The sequence below is a fragment of the Salinibacterium sp. SWN139 genome (assembly GCF_015864625.1).
GTDB lineage: Bacteria > Actinomycetota > Actinomycetes > Actinomycetales > Microbacteriaceae > Rhodoglobus.
In genome coordinates this window covers 566,363-588,907 of sequence record NZ_JADYWV010000003.1, presented here as the reverse complement: position 1 = coordinate 588,907, position 22,545 = coordinate 566,363, and the positions used below count along the sequence as shown (strand labels likewise).

Annotated in this window: 21 protein-coding genes and 3 tRNA genes; 15 read left to right on the top strand and 9 right to left on the bottom strand. The window is 60.8% G+C overall.

Features of this window, described 5'->3' with window-relative positions:
• Nucleotides 1-7 precede the first annotated feature (7 nt).
• Nucleotides 8-652 (top strand): arsenate reductase ArsC, encoded by a 645-nt coding sequence (locus tag I6E74_RS12715; RefSeq protein WP_197126218.1) that lies wholly within the window; start codon nucleotides 8-10, stop codon nucleotides 650-652.
• Between the two features lie 50 nt (nucleotides 653-702).
• Here the strand turns inward: I6E74_RS12715 and I6E74_RS12710 are convergent, their stop codons facing one another.
• Nucleotides 703-1,956 carry an isochorismate synthase MenF gene (locus I6E74_RS12710; protein WP_197126216.1) on the bottom strand — a complete coding sequence of 418 codons (1,254 nt, stop codon included), beginning with the start codon at nucleotides 1,954-1,956 and terminating at the stop codon, nucleotides 703-705.
• A gap of 127 nt (nucleotides 1,957-2,083) precedes the next feature.
• On the opposite strand from I6E74_RS12710, the gene ubiE reads away from it, so the two are divergent.
• From ubiE to I6E74_RS12695, 3 genes are read left to right on the top strand one after another with little or no spacing between them, the layout of a single operon-like run.
• Entirely contained in the window at nucleotides 2,084-2,893 is an 810-nt protein-coding gene (gene ubiE / locus I6E74_RS12705) for a bifunctional demethylmenaquinone methyltransferase/2-methoxy-6-polyprenyl-1,4-benzoquinol methylase UbiE (RefSeq protein WP_307784473.1), read from the top strand.
• Nucleotides 2,894-2,919: 26 nt separating this feature from the next.
• Nucleotides 2,920-3,996, top strand: coding sequence for a polyprenyl synthetase family protein (locus tag I6E74_RS12700; protein ID WP_197126214.1), 1,077 nt, complete (start codon nucleotides 2,920-2,922; stop codon nucleotides 3,994-3,996).
• Nucleotides 3,997-4,052: 56 nt separating this feature from the next.
• Nucleotides 4,053-5,411 carry an FAD-dependent oxidoreductase gene (locus I6E74_RS12695; protein ID WP_197126212.1) on the top strand — a complete coding sequence of 453 codons (1,359 nt, stop codon included), beginning with the start codon at nucleotides 4,053-4,055 and terminating at the stop codon, nucleotides 5,409-5,411.
• A 63-nt stretch (nucleotides 5,412-5,474) separates the two neighbouring features.
• Here the strand turns inward: I6E74_RS12695 and cls are convergent, their stop codons facing one another.
• Genes cls through I6E74_RS12680 form a run of 3 tightly spaced genes read right to left on the bottom strand, consistent with a single transcriptional unit; the run spans nucleotide 5,475 to nucleotide 8,710 of the window.
• Complete coding sequence (gene cls / locus I6E74_RS12690; protein ID WP_197126210.1) at nucleotides 5,475-6,950, bottom strand: cardiolipin synthase; 1,476 nt, start codon at nucleotides 6,948-6,950, stop codon at nucleotides 5,475-5,477.
• A 59-nt stretch (nucleotides 6,951-7,009) separates the two neighbouring features.
• Nucleotides 7,010-8,209 (bottom strand): sodium:proton antiporter, encoded by a 1,200-nt coding sequence (locus I6E74_RS12685; protein WP_197126202.1) that lies wholly within the window; start codon nucleotides 8,207-8,209, stop codon nucleotides 7,010-7,012.
• A gap of 12 nt (nucleotides 8,210-8,221) precedes the next feature.
• A complete protein-coding gene (locus I6E74_RS12680; RefSeq protein ID WP_197108252.1) occupies nucleotides 8,222-8,710 on the bottom strand; it encodes a YajQ family cyclic di-GMP-binding protein in 489 nt (162 codons plus the stop codon).
• A 134-nt stretch (nucleotides 8,711-8,844) separates the two neighbouring features.
• Between I6E74_RS12680 and I6E74_RS12675 the strand changes: the two genes are divergently transcribed.
• Both I6E74_RS12675 and I6E74_RS12670 read left to right on the top strand, forming a co-directional pair.
• A tRNA-Tyr gene (locus I6E74_RS12675) sits at nucleotides 8,845-8,929 on the top strand.
• 55 nt (nucleotides 8,930-8,984) lie between these two features.
• Nucleotides 8,985-10,118 carry an ion transporter gene (locus I6E74_RS12670; protein ID WP_197126200.1) on the top strand — a complete coding sequence of 378 codons (1,134 nt, stop codon included), beginning with the start codon at nucleotides 8,985-8,987 and terminating at the stop codon, nucleotides 10,116-10,118.
• Nucleotides 10,119-10,138: 20 nt separating this feature from the next.
• On the opposite strand, the gene I6E74_RS12665 is transcribed toward I6E74_RS12670, so the two are convergent.
• A complete protein-coding gene (locus I6E74_RS12665; RefSeq protein ID WP_197126198.1) occupies nucleotides 10,139-11,056 on the bottom strand; it encodes a family 16 glycosylhydrolase in 918 nt (305 codons plus the stop codon).
• 155 nt (nucleotides 11,057-11,211) lie between these two features.
• Between I6E74_RS12665 and I6E74_RS12660 the strand changes: the two genes are divergently transcribed.
• From I6E74_RS12660 to I6E74_RS12645, 4 genes are all read left to right on the top strand, one after another.
• Nucleotides 11,212-12,012: an inositol monophosphatase family protein gene (locus I6E74_RS12660; protein ID WP_197126195.1), complete on the top strand. Its 801-nt coding sequence runs from the start codon at nucleotides 11,212-11,214 to the stop codon at nucleotides 12,010-12,012.
• 209 nt (nucleotides 12,013-12,221) lie between these two features.
• Nucleotides 12,222-13,850 carry a M23 family metallopeptidase gene (locus tag I6E74_RS12655; protein WP_231604999.1) on the top strand — a complete coding sequence of 543 codons (1,629 nt, stop codon included), beginning with the start codon at nucleotides 12,222-12,224 and terminating at the stop codon, nucleotides 13,848-13,850.
• A 99-nt stretch (nucleotides 13,851-13,949) separates the two neighbouring features.
• Nucleotides 13,950-14,021: transfer RNA gene (locus tag I6E74_RS12650), tRNA-Thr, on the top strand.
• Nucleotides 14,022-14,046: 25 nt separating this feature from the next.
• Nucleotides 14,047-14,120: transfer RNA gene (locus I6E74_RS12645), tRNA-Met, on the top strand.
• Between the two features lie 3 nt (nucleotides 14,121-14,123).
• Here the strand turns inward: I6E74_RS12645 and I6E74_RS12640 are convergent.
• Nucleotides 14,124-15,152 carry a site-specific integrase gene (locus I6E74_RS12640; protein WP_197126193.1) on the bottom strand — a complete coding sequence of 343 codons (1,029 nt, stop codon included), beginning with the start codon at nucleotides 15,150-15,152 and terminating at the stop codon, nucleotides 14,124-14,126.
• A gap of 128 nt (nucleotides 15,153-15,280) precedes the next feature.
• Here I6E74_RS12640 and I6E74_RS12635 point away from each other — a divergent pair, with 128 nt between their 5' ends.
• The gene (locus tag I6E74_RS12635) at nucleotides 15,281-15,688 is read left to right on the top strand and encodes a helix-turn-helix domain-containing protein (RefSeq protein ID WP_197126191.1); all 408 of its coding nucleotides are present in this window, start codon (nucleotides 15,281-15,283) and stop codon (nucleotides 15,686-15,688) included.
• Nucleotides 15,689-15,738: 50 nt separating this feature from the next.
• Here I6E74_RS12635 and I6E74_RS12630 read toward each other — a convergent pair whose 3' ends face one another.
• Both I6E74_RS12630 and I6E74_RS12625 read right to left on the bottom strand, forming a co-directional pair.
• The gene (locus I6E74_RS12630; protein WP_197126189.1) at nucleotides 15,739-16,965 is read right to left on the bottom strand and encodes a hypothetical protein; all 1,227 of its coding nucleotides are present in this window, start codon (nucleotides 16,963-16,965) and stop codon (nucleotides 15,739-15,741) included.
• A 438-nt stretch (nucleotides 16,966-17,403) separates the two neighbouring features.
• Nucleotides 17,404-18,477: a replication initiator gene (locus I6E74_RS12625; RefSeq protein WP_197126187.1), complete on the bottom strand. Its 1,074-nt coding sequence runs from the start codon at nucleotides 18,475-18,477 to the stop codon at nucleotides 17,404-17,406.
• A 326-nt stretch (nucleotides 18,478-18,803) separates the two neighbouring features.
• Here I6E74_RS12625 and I6E74_RS12620 point away from each other — a divergent pair, with 326 nt between their 5' ends.
• The 4 genes from I6E74_RS12620 (at nucleotide 18,804) to heR (ending at nucleotide 21,384) form a co-directional block, all read left to right on the top strand.
• Nucleotides 18,804-19,373 (top strand): GNAT family N-acetyltransferase, encoded by a 570-nt coding sequence (locus I6E74_RS12620; protein WP_197126185.1) that lies wholly within the window; start codon nucleotides 18,804-18,806, stop codon nucleotides 19,371-19,373.
• A gap of 51 nt (nucleotides 19,374-19,424) precedes the next feature.
• A complete protein-coding gene (locus I6E74_RS12615) occupies nucleotides 19,425-19,772 on the top strand; it encodes a LysR family transcriptional regulator (protein WP_197126183.1) in 348 nt (115 codons plus the stop codon).
• Between the two features lie 160 nt (nucleotides 19,773-19,932).
• Nucleotides 19,933-20,496: a GNAT family N-acetyltransferase gene (locus I6E74_RS12610; protein WP_197126181.1), complete on the top strand. Its 564-nt coding sequence runs from the start codon at nucleotides 19,933-19,935 to the stop codon at nucleotides 20,494-20,496.
• Between the two features lie 84 nt (nucleotides 20,497-20,580).
• The gene (gene heR, locus I6E74_RS12605; protein WP_197126179.1) at nucleotides 20,581-21,384 is read left to right on the top strand and encodes a heliorhodopsin HeR; all 804 of its coding nucleotides are present in this window, start codon (nucleotides 20,581-20,583) and stop codon (nucleotides 21,382-21,384) included.
• Between the two features lie 110 nt (nucleotides 21,385-21,494).
• Here the strand turns inward: heR and I6E74_RS12600 are convergent, their stop codons facing one another.
• Nucleotides 21,495-22,499, bottom strand: a complete 1,005-nt coding sequence (locus I6E74_RS12600; protein ID WP_197126172.1) for an NADP-dependent oxidoreductase — start codon at nucleotides 22,497-22,499, stop codon at nucleotides 21,495-21,497.
• Between the last annotated feature and the right edge of the window lie 46 nt (nucleotides 22,500-22,545).

Below are 22,545 nucleotides of genomic sequence, written 5' to 3'. Positions count from 1 at the left end.
AGGAATCATGCGCACCCCACCTTCTGGTCAACTGCCGCTTACTGACCCCAACGACGTTCTTCGCCGCGGCGCTGAACGTCTTGCGGTGCAGTACGACGGCCTCGTGAGTGAGGAAACCATCGAGCGAGTTCTCTTCGAGTCTTACGCTGCGCTCGCGCGCACCGCGAAAGTCTCGACGCACCTCGCGAGCCTCTCCTACCGCTTTGCGCACGACCGTCTCGCTGCTCTCGCTCAGGCTAAGGGCGTGATTCCGAAGACGGTGCCCGAGGTGCTCTTTGTCTGTGTGCAGAACTCCGGGCGCTCGCAGATGGCCGCAGCGTGGCTGCGCGAGCTCGGCAAGGGGCGCGTTCATGTGCGCTCCGCCGGATCAGAGCCGGGCGCTAGCATCCTGTCTCTTGTCGTGGACGCCATGGCAGAAGAGGGCATCGCCCTTACCGACGATTTTCCCAAACCACTCACCGACGATGTCGTGCGTGCTGCGGATGCCGTGATCACGATGGGCTGCGGCGACGCCTGCCCGATTTACCCGGGCAAGCGCTACCTCGATTGGCAGCTCACTGACCCTGCCGACCTCGACCTCGACGGAGTTCGACGGGTGCGCGATGAGATCCGCGCGCGTGTGGAAGAACTGCTGCGCGAGATCGCGCCGTAGCTTTCGGCAGCGGCAGCGGCAGCGGCAGCGGCAGCGGCTTGTCCGCGTCGCTACCCGAAGGCTTCGACGATGGGGCGGAACTTCAGTTCAGTCTCGGCGAGTTCCTTCTTGGCGTCAGAGCCCGCCACGATTCCCGCTCCGGCGTAGGCCGTGATGCGCCTGTCAGTCACTTGGGCACAGCGCAACGCAACAGCCCATTCGCCGTTGCCGTGGGCATCCACCCAGCCAACCGGGCCGGCGTAGCGCCCGCGATCGAAGCCTTCGAGTTGATCGATGATGCGGATGGCGTCGGGTGTTGGGGTGCCTGCGACGGCCGCGGTCGGATGCAGAATCTCGATCAGGTCGAGCGCGCTCGCGTGCTCCCGGAGCTGGCCATCGATGTCAGTCGCAAGGTGCCACAGGTTGGGCAGCTGAAGTGTGAAGGGCGCGGATGCCGCATGCAGTTCGCTGCTGAGCGGTGTGAGCGCATCCATAACGCTGGCAAGAGCGAGCGCATGTTCTTTCTGATCTTTGGGGGAGTTCATGAGGCTTCCGGCGGCTCGCCCGTCGGAGATGCGGTCCCCGCCGCGCGCGGCACTGCCGGCGAGCACGCGCGCACTGACGGCACCGTTCTGCACTCGCACGAGGGTTTCGGGGCTGGAGCCGATGAGGCCGTCGACGGCAAACGTGAAGGTATCGGGGTAGCGTGCGGCAAGGGCGCTGAGGGGGATTCGCAGATCGGCGTTCTCGGGCAGCTCAGCATGCTGGTCTCGCGCAATGACGATCTTCGCTGCCGCGCCGTGGGAGATTTCGCGCAGTGCCGCTTTGACGGTCTTGGTGAAGCCTTTTGCGCTCATCTCACCGGGGGTGAAAACGATGTGCACGGGGTCCCCGGCGGCCGCTCGAGGATCAGAGGGCAGACCATCGGAGGTCACGGGCAGGCCGCTGGCTTCTCCGGCGGTAATGGTGGTGACCCACTGGATGCCGTCGCGGCTCCCGACAACAATGCGGGGAATGATCAGCACACTCACGGCATCCGAAGAATCGGCGAATGCGAAGCTGCCGAGGGCGATCAGGCCGGTGCCAGCGCGCTTCACGCTGTCGTGAATGATTGCGGTGCGCGAGAGTTCGTTCCAGGCGGCCGCGGCGTCGGTGAATCGGGTGGCACCTCGGAACTCGAGTCGCAGCAATTCGCCAATGCCGACAAGGCCTTCGCCGTCGCGAATGAAGCCGAGAGGATGCTGCGGGGTGATCCAGTCGAGTAGTCGATCGACGGATGCGGTTGGGCGCGTAACACTGCTCAGGACGGCATGGGTGCTAGCCATGGCACCTTCTCCGATTCTGCCCGTGACCGGACGGCTTTTGCCCCAACAATGTCTCCCAAGTATCAGAGTACCTGTCAGTTGCGGGCAGGAAAGTGAGCATCCGCTCTGAGCGCCCTAGACTAGAGGCGTGGGTAAGGCTGACATGAACAAGCGACCGGAAGACGTAGCCGGAATGTTCGATGGTGTCGCAAAACACTACGATCGCACCAATAACGTCCTTTCCGCCGGAAATGCGCTGCTGTGGCGCGCTGCTACGGTGCGTGCGGTTGCCCCAGAAGCGGGCGAACGCATCCTCGATATTGCGGCTGGCACGGGCACAAGCTCGGCAGCTTTGCACCGCAATGGTGCTCGCGTTGTTGGTCTCGATTTCTCGACCGGCATGGTCGAGCAGGCGCGCAAGCGTCACAAGAAGATCGAGTTCATTCAGGGCGACGCTCAGCAGTTGCCGTTTGGCGACAATGAGTTTGACGCCGTCACGATCAGCTTCGGTCTGCGCAACATTAACGATCCGCGCGCAGCGCTCTCGGAGATGTACCGCGTTCTCAAGCCTGGTGGCCGTCTGGTGATCACCGAATTCTCTAAGCCTCCCGTCGCGATCGTTCGTGCCGGTTACTTCACCTACTTGAACCGCGTCATGCCGATCATTGCTGATCGCTCAAGCTCGAACCCTGAGGCCTACACCTACCTCGCCGAGTCGATTCGCGAGTGGCCCGACCAGGGCGAACTCAGCCAGTGGATTCGAGCTGCCGGATTCACTCGCGTTGCGTACCGCAATCTCACCGCAGGCATCGTTGCCATGCACCGTGGCCAGAAGCCTGTTGATGAAACAGTGCTGGCCTCCGTCGCTAAGCGCAAGGGCAATGCCACTCGTCCGATCAAGACGATCACTATGCCCAAGACGCCCAAGACCTCTTCTGATAGCACACCGAAGCCGTAGCGCTTCGCAAAAGAAACCGGTTGATAGTGAACCCGAGTGTTCCGTCTGCTCGCCGCAGCAACACCCTGAGCTCCTCTCTGGGCTTGGGCGAGAAGCTCTTTGCCTCGAGCGATGAGCGTCGTTTCGCTGCCGCGATCGAGGAAGGTCTCAATCAGGTAGAGGTCGGCTTGCTCGATCAGATGGCCTTTGCCGACGAAGTTGCGGATGCCACGAGCCGCTACTTGCTCGAAGCTGGCGGCAAGCGCGTGCGCCCGGTGCTGGCACTGCTCACTGCTCAGCTGGGTGACGGCAATAACGCTGACGTCGTCACGGCGGCTCAGGCTGTAGAGATCACTCACCTCGCGTCGCTCTACCACGACGATGTCATGGACGAAGCGCAGTTGCGCCGCGGTGTTCCGAGCGCTCAGAGTGTGTGGGGCAATTCCGTGGCGATCCTCACGGGCGATCTGTTGTTTGCCCGGGCCAGCAAGCTCGTAGCGGGTCTCGGCGAAGAGGCACTTCTCTTGCAGGCGAACACGTTTGAGCGGTTGTGTCTCGGGCAGTTGCACGAAACTCTCGGCCCGAAGCCGGGCGAGAACCCCGTTGAGCACTACTTGCAGGTATTGGCTGACAAGACGGGCTCGCTTATTGCGACCGCTGCCGAGGTTGGCGTGATGTTCTCGAATGCCCCGGCGGAATACACGAAGCCGGTTCGCGAGTTCGGCGAAAAGGTCGGCATCGCGTTCCAGCTCATCGACGACGTGATTGATCTGTCTGATGAGACTGGCAAGACGGGCAAGCAGGCAGGAACCGATCTGCGCAGTGGCGTTGCCACGCTGCCGTTGCTGTACTTGCGCGAGCTCGCCGTCACCAACAGCGATGCTGCCGAGTTGTTGACCCGCATTGAGCGCGACGTGAATGCCAACTTCTATGGTGAAGGCGACGAAGAAGCTCTCGATGCCGCAGTGACCGAGCTCCGCGAGCATCCCGTCACGAAGAAGACTCTCGACGAAGCCCGTCGTTGGGGTCGCGAAGCTGTTGACGCGCTTGCGCCGCTTCCCGATGGTCCCGTCAAGAAGGCACTCACGCGCTTCGCCGAAAACGTCGTCGAACGCTCGAACTAACTACTCCCCACTCGCCCGCGCCCCGGGCGCCCCGAGATGAACGGAAACGACAACTGATGAGCAAACTGCGACTCGCCATTGTTGGTGCAGGACCTGCCGGAATCTATGCCGCCGACATCCTGCTGAAGGCAGAGCGACAGTTCGAAGTGTCGATTGACCTCTTTGAGCAACTGCCGGCACCGTACGGTCTTGTTCGCTATGGCGTTGCGCCCGATCATCCGCGTATCAAGGGCATCGTGAATGCGCTGCGCGACGTGCTCGACACGGGCAACATCCGCCTCTTCGGCAACGTCACGTATGGCCGCGACATCACGCTCGATGACCTCAAGAAGCACTACAACGCGGTGATTTTCTCGACTGGTGCTGTGCGGGATGCCCCGCTGCCGATTCCCGGAATCGAGCTGCCAGGCAGCCACGGCGCCGCCGACTTCGTCAGCTGGTATGACGGTCACCCTGACGTGCCGCGCGAGTGGACCCTCGATGCGAAAGAGACCGCCGTCATTGGCAATGGAAACGTCGCGCTCGACGTCGCCAGAATGCTCGCTAAGCACGCGGATGACCTGCTGCCGACAGAGATCCCCGCCAACGTCTACGAGGGCCTCACAGCGAGCCCTGTGACTGACGTGCACGTCTTCGGTCGCCGTGGACCGATGCAGGTGAAGTTCACCCCGCTCGAACTGCGGGAACTCGGCGAACTCAACGACGTCGACCTCGTCGTCTACGAAGAAGATTTTGACTATGACGCTGCCTCCAAAGCGGCCATCGAATCGAACAAGCAGATCATGGTGCTCGACCGCATCTTCACGAAGTGGCGCGGCGAAGAAAAGGGCACGGCGTCACGTCGCCTGCACTTGCACTTCTACGCTGGCCCCGTTGAGGTGCTCGGCACCGATCGCGTTGAAGGCTTCCGGTACGAACGTACGAAGCCCGATGGTGAAGGCGGAGTTGTCGGCACCGGCGAGTTCCGTGAGGTTGCGGTGCAAAGCCTGTATCGCGCTGTTGGCTACTTCGGGTCACCGCTTGACGGCATCCCGTTCGATGACCGCCGAGGCGTGATCCCCAACCGCGAGGGTCAAGTCATCGACGACAACGACGAACAGGTCAATGGTGTGTACGCGACCGGCTGGATCAAGCGCGGGCCCGTCGGTCTCATCGGTCACACCAAGTCAGACGCGATGGAAACCATCAGCCACGTCATGAATGACCAAGCCAACTGGTGGGCTCCCGAGCATCCCGACGAGCAGTCCGTCATCGACCTGCTGAAGAGCCGGGGCATTGACTACACCAACCTGGCCGGCTGGCAGTCACTGGATGCCCACGAGATCGCTCTGGGCGAGTCTGAAGGCCGCGCGCGCATCAAGCTGGTTGATCGCGACGAAATGATTGCGGCATCCAAGAAAGCCGACGCCAGCTAACAGCAAGCTTCGTGCTGCTCGTTGCGGGTTGCAAGCGACGGGCGGTTAGCTGCAGGTGCTGAGCTACTGAACCGCTGCGGTGAGCCGCGCAATATTGTCGAGCACTTTGGAACGTCGGGGCCGCTGCATCCACTCATCGAGAGTGAGTTCGCGGCTGACGGCTCGGTACTCGGATTCGAGTTCGCGCATGTCGGCGATGAACTCGGCGCCGTGCACCATCACCGAAATCTCAAGGTTGAGGCTGAACGAACGCATATCCATGTTGCTCGACCCGATGACCGCGATCTCGTCGTCAATCGTGAAGTGCTTCGCGTGCAGCACGGTCGGTGTGGGGAACAACCAAATCTTCACGCCGGCCCGCAGCAGGGTTTCGTAGTAGCTGCGCTGGGCGTGATACACCATCGCCTGGTCGCCGACCTCTGAGACGAAGAGTTGCACGTCGAGGCCGCTCTGGGCTGCCGTTGTGATGGCATAGAGCATCGAGTCATCCGGCACAAAATAGGGGCTCGTGATGATTACGCGTTCTTGGGCGGCATAGAGCAACGAGTTGAACAGCCGCAGATTGTTTTCGCCCTCGAAGCCGGGGCCGCTCGGAACAACTTGGGCATCGAGAACGGCGTCGGGAGCAGTGGGCTGCGCGAGTGCCCCCTCGCGCACGAGAAGCTCATCGGTTTCGCTGTACCAATCGGTGATGAAAAGGGCGTTGATTCCCGCCACGATGGGCCCCTCAAAGCGCACCATGAGGTCTTTCCACTTCAGCCCTCGCTTGAGGTTGGAGTTCTTGTTATACGATGCATCCACCATATTTTGCGACCCCGTATAGGCGACCAAGCCGTCGATGATCAGTAACTTGCGGTGGTTGCGAAGGTCGGGGCGCTGGAACTTCCACTTGAGCGGTTGAAAGGGCAACATGACTTGCCATTCGACGCCAATTTTCTTGAGATGCCGGATGGTTGTGAAATAGCCGGGGGCACGCAGAGACGCAAGGTGATCAAGAAGCACGCGCACGCGAACGCCGCGCTCAACCGCGTGCTCGAGGGCGTCGAAGAACGGTGTCGTTGTGGCGTCGAGGCTCAGAATGTAAAACTCGACATGAACATAGTTTTGGGCGGTGCCAACCTCGGCGGTCATGGCATCCAGCGACTCTTGGTACTCCGAGTACAGTTTCGCGGAGTTGCCGCCCACGAGCGGCATCGCGCCGAGCGTGCGGTTGAGCTCAACAACTGGTTTGAGCCAGACCGGCCACGGTTGCTCCGCGCTCACCTGGTCCATCCCCTCAGTGGTGTCGAGGATGAAGTTGTTGATCTCGCTCTGCTTGTCGCGGCGGCCCTTCGGCAACTTTCTGCTGCCCAGAATCAGGAAAAGCAGGATGCCGACATACGGAATGAAGAAAATGGCCAGCAACCACGCCATGGCGGTCTGCGGTCGCCGGTTGCGCGGCACGTAGATAAGAGCGAGCACGCGAATTGCAAAGTCGAGCAGCACCAAAAACGCGGCGAGCACTGCCGTAAAGCTGAAGTCAATGCCGCTCAGGTCCATGGGCGAAGTCTACCGAGTTCTCGCTACTCGCCCGCTGCAGGGCTGCGATGACGAGAGGGCTACCAGCGCGGGGGAGGGCCCTGCCACGCGGGGGTCTCATCGGGCTTCACGAACGATCGAGCGACCACGACATCCGTGGACGAATGGGCGACGATCGACATCGCAATTGTGAGCGCCACGATGTGGAAAATCAGGTCGCCAGCGGGGATGTCGGCCGAGACCACGACGAGCACGTACACGACCGATGCGAATCCCTTGGGCCCGAACCACATCGCCGCAACCTGTTCGCGCATCGACAAGCCGGAGCCGAGGAACGAGAAGTACAGCGCGATCGGGCGAGCAGCGATGAGTGCGAGCACGGCGAAGAGCCAGCCCGTCCACGCGATTTCGCCCAAGAACTTGAACGACAAGAGGGCGCCAAACACCATGAGCGCGAGTAGCTTGAGCAACTCGGAAATGATCTCGCCGAACTCCTCGAAGGCTTCGCGTTCCTTCTGACCGATTGTTGCCACCATCACGCCAGCAGCAAACGCCGCCAGGAAGAGGTTGGCGTTGGTGTAGCTCGCCAAAGCGAACACGAGCAACCCGATAGCAATCGGCACAATCGGCTCAAAGACGCCGGCAGCGGCAAAGAGGCGGGTGTGGAGCGCCTTGATGACGATCCACGGCACAGCGACGCCAATGGCGGTGCCCGCGAGAAGCTCTATTCCTAGCTCGCCCAAGTGCAACTCATCCGAGCCCGAACTGACGGCCAAGAACACGACAACGAAAGGCAACGCCAATCCGTCGTTGACACCCGACTCCACATTGAGAAGCTGACGCAACCGCTCCGGCACCTGTTTGTTTCCGACGAGAGCCGCCGCGAACACCGGGTCAGTGGGAGCCAGGATGGCGCCGATCAGTAACGCTTCAGGCCAATCCAGCCCGAGCATGAAATGCGCCAACACCGCGGTGATGGCGAGAGTGAGAGGCAAACCCCACCCGAGAGCGCGACCGGGAAGACGCCACGCCTTGCGCAGGTCGGCCCAGCCCATCTTCATGCCATCCGTGAAGAGCACCACAAAGAGGGCGATCTCGGCAATCGTCGAGACCTCAGTCGACGACGAATCGAGATCGAGGATGCCCGTGGTCTCCGAGCCGATCGCAAAGCCGACAGCCAAGAACAGCACAGCCGCCGACAACACTGTTCGCCCCGCGAGCGCAGAGAACAGCACCGCGACTAGCAGGGTCGCAGCAAAGATCAGCAGGAAGACATCCATGCCGGGGGAGTCTTAGCGGAAGTTCACAAACTGGAGAGCGACTTCGATGTCTTTGCCCTTCAGCAGTGCCATCGTGGCCTGAAGGTCATCGCGGCTCTTTGACTGCACGCGCAGCTCATCGCCCTGAATCTGCGACTTCACGCTCTTGGGGGCCTCGTCGCGGATGATCTTGGAGATCTTCTTGGCATCCTCAGACGAGATGCCGTTCTTCAGACTGATCTCGATGCGGTACTCCTTGCCGCTGGGGAACGGCTCGCCCGCGTCGAGGCTGCGCAGTGAAATGCCGCGCTTGATGAACTTGGCCTCGAGCACCTCGAGAACCGCCTTCACGCGCTCTTCAGCGCTTGCCTTGAGGAGCAGGCTCTCGCCGGTCCACTCCACCGAAGCTCCTACGCCCTTGAAGTCGTAGCGCTGAGCAAGCTCTTTTTGCGCCTGGTTGACGGCGTTTTCCGCCTCCATTTGGTCAACTTTGCTCACAATGTCAAACGAAGAATCAGCCATGCGCCCATGCTACCCGGGGTCAGCCCCGAACTCCCACAGACCAGTTTTCGGGAAGTGGTCACGTGAGCCCCAGATTCCTTGTATTCTGGTTCAGCGCGTTCGGTCAGATGAATACATGTGGCCGGAGGCGTCTTGGCGAGTTACCCAAGTGGCCAAAGGGATCTGACTGTAAATCAGACTGCTTCGCATTCGGGGGTTCGAATCCCTCACTCGCCACCACTTATCCGAAAGGCCCCGTGCGCACAGCATGGGGCCTTTCGTGAATAATGGGCGCGTGAATCTATCTACTCCACCCGAGAGTCCATCGTTTCGTCGCCGGCTGGCTCAGTTTGTTGACTCAGCCCTCGTTCAGAATTTCGTTCTCGCGGTCATCGTGATCAACGCCGTCATTATTGCCCTGATGACGGCAGCGGAACAGGGAACAGCGACCTACGACGTCTTGCACGCTCTCGACTCGATTGCTCTCGTAATCTTCGTCATTGAGTTGGTTCTCAAGCTTGTTTCCTACGGACCGAAGCGGTTCTTCACCGACGGCTGGTCTGTCTTCGATTTCATTGTTGTGGGCATTGCCCTTGTGCCCAGTGCTGGACCACTTTCGGTTCTTCGTGCGCTCCGGGTGCTGCGTATTTTGCGAGTTATTAAGTTCATGCCGCAGGTGCGGATGGTCGTTGAAGCCCTCATCCGTTCATTTCCGGGCATCGGCGCCATCGCCCTGCTGATGTCTCTTGTCTTCTTTGTAGCCTCGGTAATGTCGACGGAACTCTTCGGCGATCAGTTCCCGGAGTGGTTCGGCAGCATTGGAAAGTCGACGTATTCGCTATTCCAAATCATGACCCTCGAAAGCTGGTCGATGGGGATCGTGCGCCCGATCATGGAAGTGATGCCGTTGGCGTGGCTGTTCTTCGTGCCGTTCATCCTGATCGCCGCGTTCATCACCCTGAACTTGTTTATCGCCGTCATCGTCGACACGATGTCATCGCTGCGTGTTGAGCGGGAAGAGGCAGATCACGCCGAGCAAGAGCGTCTCGCTCCCTCCGTTCAGTTAGATCTGCGCGACGACGAGCAATCGCTGCTCTCGCTCGGGCTCAGTCGACTACTCGCGCCAGCAGCTGCCCAACCAGACCTGCTGCGGATGTGGGGCGTTGACACTGCCGAAGCATTGCACGAGGACATCCAACGCCTTCAGATCGCCCTCGCCGCTGGGGGTGAGCACTCCCCAGCGGATTGGGCTCGCATCGTGTTCGCGGCAGACTTAGCGTTGATGCGGAGTCAACCCGGCGGTGCGACTAGCGACGAGCTGGCTTCAAGCGACGCGAAAGCCCTAGCGATCTCACGCTCCCTTCGGGCGCGACTCGACGCGCATGAGGGAATGTCCGCCGGCGCATCCGTCGTCACCGTTGAAGCGTGATCGCTCGGGCTGGGAAAGCGTCAGGCTGAGAGCTCGTACGCCCTGATGTAATCAAGGCGGTATTCCTGAGGCTGCCTGATGCCATCGGAGATGTCGCCTCCGAAGCTGCCGCCGACCGCCAGGTTGACGAGGAGGAAGAAGGGTTGATCGAAGACCCAGGGGTTCGGTGCCACATCCGCCGGCACAGCCTCGTGGTACACGGTGCCATCGACTTCCCACACGATTCGCCCGGGGGACCACTCCACCGCGACCTCGTGCCACTCGTCGGCAACCGGGGTGCCGAGGTCGTAGACGCCACCGAAAGACTCTTCGCCGGAATAGCCGGGACCGTGAAGCGTTCCGAAAATCTGTGTCGGTGAATTTCCCACGAACTCCATGACGTCGATCTCGCCCGACTGCGGCCAATCCACATCGGAGAGGTCTTCGCCGAGCATCCAGAACGCCGGCCACACGCCCCCCGCGCTAGGGACCTGGATGCGCGCCTCTACTCGCCCGAACTCCACGGTCACCTTGTCAGCCGTGATGAGACGAGCCGAGGTGAAAGAGCACGGTCCGTACCAGCACGTCTGATCTGACGAGAGGGGATCGAGAGCCCGAGCGGTGAGCACGAGATTGCCGGCTCCATCGAGCGCGGCGTTCTCTGCGCCCTCCGTGTAAAACTGCAACTCCTCGTTGCCCCAGCCGTCGCCTCCGACTTCGTTGCTCCAGTAGTCGGGGTTGGGCGGCGAGCCCGCCGGTCCATCGAACTCGTCACTCCACACGAGGGATCGACCCGGCGGCAGGGGGTTGGGTGGCGAGGGCACGAGGCCATCAGACTCGTCACTTGTTACGGGGGAACGGCCCGCAGAATCACCCGTCTGGGAAACCAGCAGCACACTCACGAGCAATGCGACGGCGAGCAGTGTGAAGGCGAGAAGGATGACTCGTTTCCGGTTCATCCTGCACCTTGGTCTCCCCACCGAATCGACCTCGGACGGAATGTCATGTTACAGGCGCAGGCGGGACCTGCACCACGATTCGCTGCTCGCATCGGCCTCGCCGAAAAGGCTCTGCTCCGGAGCTTGCTTCCCCTGCCGCACCCTAGGCTTGAGTAATGCCTCACGACGAACTTCTTGACCTTGCTCGTTCTGTTGCGACCCAGGCTGCAGAGCTTGCCGCGCGACGCCGCATCGAAGGTGTTGCCATTGCCGATCGCAAAACGTCGTCAGTGGATGTCGTGACCTACGCCGACCGGGAGAGCGAAGAACTCATCCGCAGCCTGATTGCTGCTGCGCGGCCCAACGACGGATTCCTGGGCGAAGAGGGCGAAGCCAACACGGGCACGAGTGGACTGACCTGGGTCGTCGATCCCATCGACGGCACCGTGAACTACCTCTACGGCATCCCGCACTATGCCATCAGTGTCGCCGTTGTTGAAGGCGAACCTGACCCCACGACTTGGCGGGCGCTCGCCGGAGCCGTCGTGAATCTTGGAGCCCAGGAGACCTACACCGCCACTGCTGGAGGAGGTTCGCGCCTCAACGGAAATCCCCTGCGCGTGGCTGAATCGGTAGACCTCTCGCAGGCGCTAGTGGCAACAGGATTCTCCTATTTGCAGGAGTTGCGGGTGAAACAGGGGCGAGTGGTTGCCGGCCTGCTTCCACAAATTCGGGACATTCGCAGAATGGGCACCGCATCCCTCGACCTCTGCATGGTGGCCTCGGGGCGCGTGAACGCGTACTACGAAGAAAGCCTGAACCCGTGGGACCATGCGGCTGGTGCGTTGATTGCTCGGGAGGCTGGGGCCACGGTGAAAGGCCGCGGAGATCAGGCAGAGGGAAAGGACTTCATCCTTGCTGCGGAACCAGCTGTTGCCCAGAAACTTGAGGCAGCATTGATGCAGCTGGACGCGTGAACTAGACCACTTTGAAAAGGTGTGGCAACTAGACCACTTGCGCGCTAGCCTTTATGAATCTGTTACCTGCGTGCAACCCGTACGCGCGTGGGTTCATGCCCGAATTATGCATTCACACCTAGCAGGTGAATCGCGTGGAGGAGAAGAATGTCACTGACGAGCGCCTGCGCCGCAGCGACTTTCTCCTCCCGCTCCACAGGTCTGGCCCTATGAGCCACGATCACCTGTTCCCACAGCAACCGGGAACCACGGGCAACGTTCCGCTCACACGCAAGCAGCTGCGTGAGCTCGAACGTGTGGCCCAACTAGAGGCAAAGCAGAAGCGCGGTTCGAAGCAGCGCGGCACCAAGCAGTCCGCTGCGACTCAGTCGGTGGAGGCGCCGACTGTTCCCGTGCTCGCTGATCTGTTTACGCCCCACTCGGCAGAGGAGCCTGCAAGCGACTACGTCGCGGTAGTCGAGCCCGCGCCACCGATCGAGCAGGTAGCAGCCGTCGACGTCATCCGCGTCGTTGAAGCGGCTCGCGTTGAAGAAGCGGCTCGCGTTGAAGAAGCGGCTCAGGTCGCGGACGTGGCCCTGGTGGCAGAAGCCGCCCCCGTTGTCATAGCAACTCCGGTAGCTGAAGCGACTCCTGTGGTCGAAGCGTCGTTGCCGAGCAGGCGCTCATTGCGTGCCCAACAGGCACACGCAGCCCCCGCAATTCCTGCGGCACCCGCCACAATGCCAACGTCTGCGCTCGGCACCACTGCACCGGCAGCGGGGGCACCAACGGTTTCCGAACGACTCTTTACGGCTCCCATCGCGACGGTGCCAGCATCCGCGGCCGCCGCCGCGTCTGATTCTGTTTCTCAGGAGGCGTCGGCCGACGAGCCGCTCAGCATCTTCGGCATCACCCCTGATCCCGCTGTCGTTACCCAAGCGGTTTCGGTTTCCCCGGCTGCACATGTCGCAGACGAGCGTCCGCGCACAAAGTCGGGCAAAGCGGCCAAGAGTGCTCGTGCGCTCAAGCCGGCGAAAGCAGCGAAGGCTGCCACGGCGCCAGCCTCGCGCGCACCCCGTGGCTCCGCCGTAAAGTCGAAGCGTGTCTGGGTGTCGAGCGCAGCATTCGCGCCCAGTGGAACACCCCGCCGCCGCACGAAAGCCGCGGCATCCAAAGCCCTGTCGCTCGTCGCCATGCTCTTTGCCGGTGCGATCCTCGTGGGGGTCTCAGTGCCCTCAAATGTGTTCGTCAATGAGAACTCGGTGGCCATAGCCGCGATCGCCCCTGAGGGGGATCTTGCCGACGTCGGCTCGGCCCGCACCGCCCAATCTCTTGCTGTCTCTGACGATGTGAGCGGCGAGGTCACCGCCCACGATGACCTCAAAGTAGTTTCGTCCGCTGAAGTGCTCGCGTTGAAGTACGCCGGTGCCGACTACGAATACATTGCGACCACTGGTGCAGTGCGGTGGCCGTTCCCGTACGAGGTGCCGATCACAGACGGTTTCGGGTACCGCGCGAGTGGATTCCACAAGGGAACAGACTTTGCGGCCGCATCCGGTACGCCTATCTACGCAATCGCCGACGGCACTGTCGATCTCATCCAGGCCGACTGGTCGGGCTACGGCTACCATGCGGTAATCAGCCACGTGATCAATGGTCAGCAGGTTGAAAGCCTTTACGCCCACATGATCACCGACTCCAGTCCCCTCGTGGTTGGGCAACAGATTAGCGCCGGCGATTTCATCGGACTTGTCGGCGAAACTGGCATTGCCTATGGCGCACATCTGCACTTCGAAGTACACCTCGATGGTGTTCCCGTTGACCCATATGCGTGGCTCACAGTGAATGCTGTCGACTAATATTCTTGAAGGGTCGATTTTGGCCCAAAAGCGTACTGAGAGGCCCTAAACGGGTGCTAGTCTCTTACGGTGCCAATTGCGCGTTCAGCGCTTTTGTGTGCCCCCTTAGCTCATTGGTAGAGCACTTCCTTGGTAAGGAAGAGGTAGTGGGTCCGATTCCCACAGGGGGCTCGCTTATCCAGTAATTGGATGATGCGGCTGAGTAGCTCAGTTGGTGAGAGCGCACGACTCATAATCGTGAGGTCGCGGGTTCGAATCCCGCCTCAGCTACAACTAAAGATGCCCGAGAATCCGCAGATTTGCCGCGTTCTCACCCCCTCGAAATGTGACCTCACGATTCGAGGGGTTCATCTTCTCTCGCACTGCTAGTGCTGCATCCGTTGACGACGAGCGCGTATAAAGCTCGGTAGTGGTGATGGACGCGTGACCAGCTACGCGCTGGATGTTCTGGGGCGAGTTTCCCGCCCGCGCGAGCCGCGTCAGGAACGTGTGCCTGAGGTCATGGAACCGAAGCTCACGACCGTCAGGGAACGTCGCGATCTGTTCACGAATTTGGGGCCACCTCACGGCCCGCGACAGGTTGCCGCTATCGAACGGCCCGCCGCGCACGCCCGTGAAAACATGGTCGAATCCGGCTTGCTGTGCCTGCTCGAGCCACGGCAGCAGTTCGTTGAGGATTGGCACGCTTCGGATGTGCCCGCTCTTCGTGGGGCGAATCTCGAGTTTGCCGCTGCCGTTGGGGGAGTAGGTTCGGCGCACCGTAATGAGGCCTTGTCCCGCGTCAACGTCCTCCCAGCGCAGCCCAACAAGTTCCCCTAGGCGCAAGCCGGTGAAGGCGAGACCCGCGAGCGAACGCTGTCCGAACGGGTGGAAGTCCGCGAGTGTGAGCATTCGTGCGACCTGAACGTCGCTCAGTGCGCGGCTTACGGGGTCAGCATCGTTGGCTTTGCCGCGTGACCGAGGGAGAGACTTGCAAGGATTCGAGGCAATGAGGCCTTCCATCACGGCTAGGCCCAGCAGTCGGGACAGCAGTGCGAGAGCATCCTGTTTTGTGGAAGCGCTGCCGTTCCACGAGGCGCGAGCGCGGGAGATGGTCAGCGGCGTTAGCTTTCCGAGTGCCAATCCACCGAGGGACGGTTTGACTCGTAATCGCCAAGCACGTTCGTACGCAGCAATCGCGTTCGAAACCAAGTCTTCGTTGACGATCGAGTGATACTCCGCGTGGAACTCCGAGAGCGTCACCGCCGATGGGCGCAGCGCAGCGGTTAGTGCCGCTTGAGTCCCTACGCTTTGCGATTCCATCGTTCTCCCATGAGTGCGCCAGTGTTAGCACATAGGAGCACTCTAGAGGTTAATGTTAGCGAACGCAAACAGTGACGCACTCGTTCGCGATCACGAGCAATATCGGTGCATCGCGGTACGCTGGGGAAATGAGCAAAGAACCCGAGGACGCGCCGCCGCTAGCGCTCGAAGAAGTTACGTTCGACCAGCTCGGCGCTCTAATTGAGACGCTTGCCGAGCAGCTAAACACTGTCGCGAACCGCGCAGAGGCCAATGACGTGAAGCGGGACTTGCAAGAAATCCGCGTTCACGGTGTCACGGACGATGACGTTATCGATGAACTCGACAGGCGCACTGAAGCCGTCGTTATCCGAACTCTCTCGGGCCTCAAGCAGTTCCGCAGGAACTACGAGTACTGGGAACGCGCGATTGCCGAGTATGCGTTGGAGCGTCAGGGGCTATCTCAGCGCGACGTCGCGAGGTATCTCGGGGTGGCAGCAAGCACGGTGAACCGTTGGGCGCAGAACCCCCTCGAAGCACAGGATGCACGCGACTAGTTTTTAGTTCTCCCGAAATCTTCTATACAAGATCAAGACGCGCTCTGATTTTAGTTCGCTTCGGGGAGAAGCCAGTCCCCGGACGGTAATTCGATCGGCCCGGTGGATGCAATTTTTGCGCCGTCCAGCAAGACTTTATTGTTCTGGATGGTGGCGCCGTCGAACAAGATTTGTCCACTCCCGCGGGTTTTCGATTGGTCTAACGAGAGGGTCGCTCCCTCCGCGAAATAGAGAGAGTAAAGGGAAAGCTCTGCTTCTTCACCTATCTCCGCACCGCGCAGAGTGACGCCGTTTCTTGACTCTATGGCTAAGCCGCCAAGATTGATGTAGCCACCAGAATGAACAATGGCCTCGTCGATATCCAACAATGCACCGTTCAGGATTGTTGAGTTGGTAATGGAAACAGCACCAACTAACCTGACCGACACGTGGCGCATCTCTAGCAACCCACCTTTACAGACGGTCAATTCATCGATTTCAACTTCGCCCAATTCCTCGATTCGCGCACCGGTCATTGAAATAGTTCCGCCCTGCTGAACTGTCGCTTCGCCCAGGCTGAGTGCCCCTTTGGCGGCAATCGTCGCTCCATCAAAAGTGAGGTGCCCTCCGGTTCGGATTCTGGGTCGGAAGAAGATGGCTGGTTGGTCGAGATAAATCCTCGCGAGATTTATAGTGCGCGCACCCCACGAATGGCGCGCTTGATCGAGAAGGTGCTGGTTGATGAGGGCAAACCCGACATTTCTTACGGCTACTTCGGCGACTGGGGTACTGGTGGTCCCCTCAGCTAAGGGTGCGCGAAGGTAGCCGCAAATAACATCTACGCAAACTTGAACCTCGTCGCCACGCCCGTAAGAGTCCCAGTCGTCAGCTAAAGCTGCTAACGCATAGAGTGCGGCAGTCCGCTTCGTGGCGCTGTCCGCGCTCAAGAGATCTACCGCGGTAACAAAACGAGCCCGAAGCTCTCGCTCGCGGTCGTCACGAAGCCTTTGGCGGTCGCGTTCAGCGGCCGCGAGTTCTTGGCGATGTCGCAGGATGCTGAGTGAGACACCCGCAATCGCGATTACGCCTCCGAGACCAAAGAGGACTATCTGAGCAGCAACGCCGAGTAGTTTTCCGTAGTCGTCGGTGTTTCCTTTGGGGAGCCATTCCTGAAGCAGAAGTCCAGGCACTTTAAGCAGGAGGAGGCCGCCGATGACTAGGTACGCTGCAGCAACAGAGACTACGACGATCGTCCCTGTGCGTTGCCGCCGAATACTTAGATCTTGAGCAGAGTTCATTACCGAACTATAGCGAATGCCAAACCAGGGGACACAGCTCTATCAAGACAGCAGAGGCCCGGGGCCAACGAAACGTGTGCACTGATCTTGTTGTGCGAAAGGGGCTGCCGCCCTACGCGCTTCGCGCTACGGTTGCCCTCGGATTCGTGGTTGGCTCCCCGGTGTGGCCGAGTCAATGGCCCGGAGTGTAGGCGGGTGGCCGTGCGGGGCCGCTCGTTCGCCCCTCCGGGGCTGCCACGCGCGACACCCGCCCAGCCAGCCACCTTCATGGCCGGCTACATCCACCAGTCAGACGCAGTAAGAGCACAACTCGCGCCCAAACGCGTCACGTTCTTCTTTCGGCGGGGTGGGGTTTCCGCATGCGTCACATGCGCGAAGGCCCATCATCGCGCAGATTTGGCAATCAGGTTGAGCCATTCTCATCACCTCCCTTCCCGCTCATGGAACCGCCGCCGCACAGGGGGCTAGTTCTCGCCGGATGCGCAGCGAGCGGCCCTCGAGGGCCTCGGCTCGCTCCGTTAGATGCGCCGCCGCTTCCGGTGCTTCGACGTTTGCTAGAAACCACTCGAGCCGCAGCCGACGCTGCACTGTGCGAGTGAGGCCAGTGAACGACCAGCCGGGGCGGTGCTTCGTGCGGCGGGACGCGCTCACCACTTGAGAGCGTGCGCCGTACCGCTCGTGCACGCGCCCACGACAGAACTCCGGCTCACAGTCCGGCGCGCAACGCATGGCCCGCGCTGCTTGCTCGAGCGCGAGCAGATGCGACCAGACTCGTGGGTGCACTGTCTCGCCCTGGTGGACGACGTCCTTCATGACGTAGTTCAGCGCTTTGGAGAGATACCAGATCGTTTTTGCGCCGTCACCGTCAGCCCGGAACACATCGCACTTCGCTTGTGCGCCCCACTCGACCCGCGCGCCGTCGATCTTGGAGAACGCGACAGCCGAGCGTGCCGCTTCACGCAAGACGGCAGCGTCCGGAGCTTCGGAACGCTCGATGCGAACCAGAACGTGAACGTGCAGCACGCCCCGGTCTTGCCATTCCCGCACAATGAAGTACTCCACCGAGTCCCAGCGATCCCGCAGCCGACGCCGCGTGCGATCCCAGAGCAGGCCCGCGTCACGGTTCCATGCGGCCTGCCCCGCGTAGTCGTAGCTCGACGGGCGAAGCGGCACACCGCGCAAGCCCGCATCCTGCACCGAGTGCTGAACGCCACAACCGCACACCGGCGCGGTTTTCTTCTCGCTTCGAGGGACACGATGAACCGAGCCGAAGGAAGGAGCGGTCAGCGTGAGTAGGTAGAACCGATAGTTCTGCACCGGCCCGTCGAAAACGCCGGAGCGAGCGATGGATGCCCAGTCGCCCCGGTACAGTTCCGCGCACGAGCCGCAGCTGCTCTTGATGCGAGAACCGCAACGCACCCAAATGCCCGTGGAGGTCTTGATGGGGCGCACGCAGCCGCGCGCGATAACCTCAGCTGCGCCGGTTTCGGTGGTGGAAGTGTCTGCTCGCATAACGAGCGGCTACAACGGATACACGTCTCATAATCGTGAGGTCGCGGGTTCGAATCCCGCCTCAGCTACAACCGAGGCCCCCGGAATTCCGGGGGTTTTGTAGTTACGCGGTGGTGGAGAAATCTCCCCCGTTAGCTCATCGGCGAAGGAGTACAAATACGATTCTTCGTGATGTTTGCCATTACTCCCTGTAATTGCGAACAGGGCAGCACAATGGCGTTTTGCAGGTTGTCGCGCAAACCGGTGCTGTTAGGTTAAACGTCAGTACACAATTCAATCGGACGCGTGGTCTCGCGACCGCGAAACGTCAACCGAGGTCGATGACTATGTTCGGCATCACACGTCCACGACTGATGCGTGGAGCTTCACTTCCTGTTCCGGTGGAAGCCCCGGTCATCCACACAGAACGGCTCACGCTGCGCCCCTTCTCGATGGCCGACAGCGACCGCTGGTTCGAGATCCAATCTGACCCTCAAGTGCGGGCATTTACCTCGTGGCCGGAGCGGAATCGTGAAGAATCCCGCCGCCACCTCAAGAACCGCACACACCATGTGTTGCTGAAGCAGGCAGACGACTTTCTGGCGCTGGCCGTCGAACACGATGGCATCCTGATCGGTGATGTTTCCCTGCACCTCAGGTCCGTCGAAACAGTCACTCGCTCGGCTGAAATTAGTTGGATTCTGCACCCAGACTCCCAGGGGCATGGTTACGCGTTTGAAGCCGCCCGAGCGATGCTGGAGCTGGCATTTACGCGCCTCGAAGCCCGAGTGATTTTCGCGCTCGTGCACCCCACAAACACCGCGTCAATGGCTCTGGCGCAGAAACTCGGGTTCACGCCATTCGATGGCAGCGATGGCGAAATAATCTTCGTCTCTACAGGCCTGCTGGCTCAATAACGCACGGCGGCAATGACGCTGCGGGCAGCGTGATCGCCTACTCTGAGGGTAATGGATCCTTCCCTGCTCAGACAGTTCGTCGCCGCTGGGCGACTCCTCCACTTTGCCCACGCGGCTCGAGAATGTGGTGTGCCACGCTCGAGCCTGATTGCGGCCGTTAGATCTCTGGAAGCACAGCTCGGTTATGAGCTGTTTGATAACACCGCGAGTACGACCCAACTCACGCCGAAAGGCGAAGCGTATCTTCTTGACGCCGAGAGGCAATTAGAGAAGTCCGCGAAATCAGCGGCACAGTCCGTCGCAAAACCCGGTGGCAAAGCGAAGGCATCTAAGGGCAGAGGTCGGGCACCCGCAGCCAAGGGCAAGTCGACGCCTGGCCGCCGACGCCAAGCGCGGTAGTCACCCGCGCTCTGTGCTCGACGCTGAAGCGCATCCGGCGTAATTTACCTCCTGTTTACAGGAGCGGAACCCCCGCGACCGAATAGTGTCAGCCGTTGTGTCAGACTGCTGCGAACACCATGATTGGCACGCTCGACGGATACATCGGTTCGGTAGGTTCATGCCCAGAAGTGATGCTCGGCCCACGCTCGGATCGCCTCTGCGCGTGCCGATCATCCATACCGATCGCTTGCTGCTGCGACCGCATCGGTTGGCAGACGCCGAACGGTGGCACGAAATCCAATCGAGCCCGCACGTGCGCCAGTACACGACGTGGCCGCAGCGTACCGTGCGATCGTCCTTGCGGCAGCTGAAATTGAGAACACGGCAAACGCAGATGCGCCGCGTGGATGACGTGCTGGCGTTGGCCATTGAACACGACGGCGAGCTGGTGGGCGAGATCACCCTGCAGCTGCGGTCGCTCACAGCCGCTGCGCGGTGTCTCGAGGTGAGCTGGATTGTGCATCCCGCGTATCAGGGCCAAGGAATCGCGTACGAAGCGATGCGTCCCCTTCTCGCCTATATGAGAACCACGATTGAGGCCTTACTGCTCGTGGCGGTCGTGCACCCCGCCAATGCTGCTTCGGTTGCGCTCGCTCACAAACTGCACCTTCACCCTTTGCCGGGCACTGCGGATCGCACGGTGTTTGTCGGCAGAAATGGGCCGCTCGCCGCGCTGCCGTAAGGGGAAGAGAACGACCGCGCTAGAGGACTCGTTCGCTGGGTGGGCCGGTGCTAACGTGGCAGCCACCGTCGAAGGGAATATCCCGTGTCAAAGAAGACCTATTCACCGGAACAACAAGTCGACCGACTACGCGTCTACAACGTTGTGGCGGGCAGCCTGCACCTGCTGCAGGCCATCGGCTTTGCGATTGTTCTCACAATGCTCAGCACTCAAGTGTTGTTCGCCGTTACGGCCGACTACTTGGCTGGCCCTCCCGGAGCGCCCATTCCGCCCGAGCGGGTGACCGTTTTTGAGGTCAATATCGGCGTCGGCGTTGTGGCCTTTCTCGCGCTGAGCGCGTTCTTCCACTTTTTGGTTTCGAGCCCGTGGTTCTTCGGGCGCTACAAGACGGGTCTGTTGGAGAGTCGCAACTACTTCCGCTGGACGGAGTACTCGCTCAGCTCCTCGATCATGATCTGGCTCATTCTCGCGATCAACGGCGTCACCGATATCGCCGCCCTCTTCGCGGTCTTCGCTGTGAACGCCGCGATGATTCTGTTCGGCGCCTTGCAAGAGAAATACGAGAAGCCAGGCTCCGGCGGGATGCTGCCCTTTATTTTCGGATCAATGGTCGGCGTCGTGCCGTGGATTCTTATCCTCATCTACTTCTTGCGACCGGGCAGTGCGAACGAAGTAGCGGCCCCCAGCTTTGTCGTCGGCATCGTGATTTCGCTCTTCGTGTTCTTCAACACGTTCGCGCTCAACCAGTGGCTGCAATACAAGCAAGTGGGTAAGTGGAAGAGCTACCTGCAGGGGGAGCGCACCTACATCACGCTCAGCTTGGTCGCGAAGACCGCGCTCGCGTGGCAGGTGTTCTCGGGTGCGATCATCCCGGCGCTCACGAGTTGATGAACGCGACTTAGGCAAGAGAAATGCCCCACAGCTGATGCTGTGGGGCATTTCTCTTTCACGCTAGGTGCGGCCGGTGCGTGCCGTTCGGGTCGGCAGTCGCGAAACGGTTAGAGGCGAACGATCGCCTTGCCGGTGTTTGCACCGTTCATCATGCCGTTGAAGGCGTCGAGCGCGTTGTCGATGCCATCGGTGATGGTTTCGTCGTAGGCGATCTTGCCTTCGGAGAGCCATCCCTGCATTGCCGCACCGAACTCGGGGGCGAGGTGGAAGTAGCTGCCCATGGTGAAGCCCTTGATGGTCAAGCCACGGGTCACGATGTTGGCGCTGTTCTTGATGCCCTCATCCTTGCCGTTGATCAAGGACATGACGCCGCAGACTGCCACGCGGCCGCCATCCTTGAATGCGCCGAGGGCTGCCGAGAGGTGCTCGCCACCCACGTTGTCGAAGTAGACGTCGATGCCGTCGGGGGCCGCAGCATCCAGCTGGCCAGCAATGTCACCATTCTTATAGTTGAAGGCGGCGTCGTAGCCGTACTTGCTCGTGAGCAGTGCAACCTTCTCGTCGGTGCCAGCGGAACCGACGACGCGTGCTGCGCCGAGGAGGCGGGCGATCTGGCCAACCATGGTGCCGACCCCACCTGCTGCGCCAGAAACGAAGACGGTGTCGCCTTCCTTGATGTGCGCGATCTGGGTGAGTCCGGTCCAGGCGGTGATTCCGGTGATGCCGAGGACGCTGAGGAACAGCGAAGGCGAGATGCCGGGAACGTTGGGGAGCGCCGTGAACTGGCCAGCAGGAGCCTGCGCGATGTCGCGCCATCCGAGCTGGTGCTGAACAAGAGTGCCAACAGGCAGTGATGCGTCGTTCGACTCGATAACTTCACCAACGGCTGCGCCGCCCATGGTCTCGCCGAGGTTGAAGGGAGCAACGTACGAGCGGCCCTCGTTCATGCGACCACGCATGTAGGGGTCGACAGAGAGGAAGGTGTTGCGTACGCGAACGTCGCCATCAGCGAGCTCGGGGAGCTCGATGTGAACCTTCACTACGTTGTCGGTGGTCGGAACGCCGGTGGGGCGTGAGGCTAGCTGCCATTGGGTGCTTGTAACAGTTGTCATGAAAATCTCCTTGAAATTGATGAAGTGTGAAAAGTGGGAAGTGTGT